The sequence below is a fragment of the Agrobacterium sp. genome, assembly GCF_032092815.1.
In the GTDB taxonomy this organism is placed as follows: domain Bacteria; phylum Pseudomonadota; class Alphaproteobacteria; order Rhizobiales; family Rhizobiaceae; genus Agrobacterium.
This window is the reverse complement of sequence record NZ_DAMDBP010000090.1, coordinates 2,584-4,972: the sequence shown is the minus strand read 5'-3', so window position 1 is coordinate 4,972 and position 2,389 is coordinate 2,584. Positions and strand designations below refer to the sequence as shown.

Below are 2,389 nucleotides of genomic sequence, written 5' to 3'. Positions count from 1 at the left end.
AATTCAGGACAAAGAAATGATTGCGTCCTACGTCAGGTTAAGGCGACGCCACCCTCGAGCGCCATCAAGCCCTGAATCATACGATATAGCCAGGATGACAGCATCGTAGTCCATGCCATGTTTTGCAAGAAGCTCAAGCGCTGCGTGGCTGGCAATAATGTTTTCGGCTTCGATCGAAACGATTGTCGCGCCAAATGTTCCTGTAACTCCGTCAATGACGGTGCCAGCAGGCGCAACGATGCGCGCCTGCTTCACGAATGCGTCTGTTACCCCGGAAGACATGTTCGGATTAACAACCAACAGCCGGCGTGGAAAATGTTCGTTACTCATCCGTGCACCATATTTGGCAGCCAGTTGACAATCTGCGGAAAGGCCATGATCAGCGCAACCAGCAAAAGGATGCAGAAGAGGAATGGCAGTACACCAACAATGACAGTGCCGATTGAGCCACGCGCTCGCACGCTCTGCACGATGTAAAGATTCATGCCCACTGGCGGAGTAATCAATGCCAGCTCGCACATCAGGACAAGGAAAATACCGAACCAGATGCCGTCGAACCCCAGAACTTGCATGATTGGCCAGACAATCGGAATTGTTGCGATCATCATGGCCAGTGCATCAAGAAAGCAGCCGAGAATGAGATACATCATCACCAAGATGAGCATCATCAGCCATGGCGGCAGGTCAAGGCTGGAAATGAAGGCCGAGACCTGCGTCGGAACGCCAAGTACACCAAGAATGAAGTTGAGATAAAACGCGGCTATCAGGATCAACAGCGTCATGGCCGTGGTCGAAACCGTCGCCAGCATTGATTCTTTGATTAACCTCCAGCCGAGGTGCCCTGATGCGCCCACCAGAACCATTGCAGCAATGACACCGATTGCCGCCGCTTCGGTTGGGGTGGCCCAGCCTGCATAGATGCTACCCATGACCACGGCGAAGATACACAACGGTGGCAGAAGATCTTTCAGGCGTTTCTTGCGCTCACTCCACGGCACCAGCCGCTCACGCCGTCCGGCCACGGATGGGTTTATCACACTCCAGATGATGATGACGCCCACGAAGAGGGCGGCCAGCAGAAGGCCGGGCAGGATGCCTGCGGTAAACAACTTGCCGATCGAGTTGTTGGTGATGGCACCGTAGATGATCAGGTTGATACTTGGCGGGATAAGAATTCCGAGAGTCGCGCCGCTTGCAATCGAGCCGGCAACCCAGCTTTCCTTGTAGTCCTGCTTGCGAAAGGCAGGAAAAGCCACAGTGCCAATGGTTGCCGCTGTGGCAACAGACGATCCCGATATTGCTGCAAAAATGGTCGAGGCGACGATATTGCTGTGTAACAGCCCTCCTGGCAATGGCTTCAACCAATCCGACAGTGCGACATACATGCGTTCCGTCACACCGCCGCGGACAAGAACCTCACCCATGAAAACGAACAGAGGGATAGCCACCAGCAGGAAGTTATTCAGCGTTCCCCACATCATGGTTCCAAAAGGCTGGAACATGGTGTCTCCAAAGAACCACCAGGCGGCGATAGCAGAGACCAGGAAAAGAGATGTCGCAATATGTAGTCCGATAAACATCAGTGCCAGCAGTAAAAAAAAGCCGATGGCTGCACCTTCTAGGCCGAGCATGATCAGGCCTCCGTCTTGAGCGTGTGGGATGGGTCGTCGGTCAGATATTCCTGCACCTCTTCCTCGACGGTGATCGGACCGTAAAACCGGTCGATCGCCTCGGGCGTGCGGCATAGAAGAAAAATGCCATGGATAGTCAGGACAAGGGTGACGAGGGCGAAGACCACTGTTCCTGCCACCCAGAACACTTGTGGCACCCAGAGTGGGGTCTGAAGCGGTGTGTTGGTGACTGTGCCGAAGGCAAGTGTTTCGGAGAACTCACCGATTGCGTGCTGCGCCATGAAGATGGCGAACAAGCAAAGTGCGCCATAGGCGACAACATGTAAAATGCGACGAAACCCGCTCTTCAAGTGCCTTAATGCAATATCTATGCGTGGATGCCCCCGCTGCAGCAGGGTATAGGTCAGCCCAAGAGAGCCGATCAGCGCCAGCGTGTAACCACCCAATTCATCGGTGCCCTGAACGGAGAAACTGAACAGGCTTCGGGACACAATGTCAAAGACGATCAGGACCGAAAGAATGAGGACCGCTGCGCCGGCAATCAAAGCCATAAGCATCGAGAGCCTGTTGATGAGACGGAAAAGCAGTTGTGGTTCCATAATCTCGCTCCTGATCGAATGCCGTTATTCTATCTCGACGCCACGTGCCTTGCCGATGGTGGAATTCCACACCTGCTTGCACTCGGGATAGGTGGAGGAGCAACGCGACGCCCATTCAGGAAGAACCTTGTCAGCAGCAATCTTCTGAACCATCGCCTT

The 2,389-nt window shown here is 54.0% G+C and carries 3 protein-coding genes; all 3 read right to left on the bottom strand.

What is annotated here, in order from left to right; translation table 11 throughout:
* Positions 1 to 27 precede the first annotated feature (27 nt).
* The 3 genes from RT613_RS23675 to RT613_RS23665 are packed head-to-tail and all read right to left on the bottom strand — an operon-like array spanning position 28 to position 2,230.
* Positions 28 to 330 (bottom strand): hypothetical protein, encoded by a 303-nt coding sequence (locus tag RT613_RS23675; RefSeq protein ID WP_313618813.1) that lies wholly within the window; start codon positions 328 to 330, stop codon positions 28 to 30.
* On the bottom strand, positions 327 to 1,631 hold the full coding sequence (locus RT613_RS23670) for a TRAP transporter large permease (RefSeq protein WP_313618812.1): 1,305 nt from the start codon (positions 1,629 to 1,631) through the stop codon (positions 327 to 329). Before RT613_RS23670 ends, RT613_RS23675 begins: the two co-directional genes overlap by 4 nt.
* Positions 1,632 to 1,633: 2 nt before the next feature.
* Complete coding sequence (locus RT613_RS23665) at positions 1,634 to 2,230, bottom strand: TRAP transporter small permease (RefSeq protein ID WP_313618811.1); 597 nt, start codon at positions 2,228 to 2,230, stop codon at positions 1,634 to 1,636.
* Positions 2,231 to 2,389: the final 159 nt, after the last annotated feature.

What these genes read in the sequence shown, in the direction of transcription:
- RT613_RS23675 (WP_313618813.1), bottom strand. Translation starts at nt 330, where the DNA reads ATGAGTAACGAACATTTTCCACGCCGGCTGTTGGTTGTTAATCCGAAC.
- RT613_RS23670 (WP_313618812.1), bottom strand. Translation starts at nt 1,631, where the DNA reads ATGCTCGGCCTAGAAGGTGCAGCCATCGGCTTTTTTTTACTGCTGGCA.
- RT613_RS23665 (WP_313618811.1), bottom strand. Translation starts at nt 2,230, where the DNA reads ATGGAACCACAACTGCTTTTCCGTCTCATCAACAGGCTCTCGATGCTT.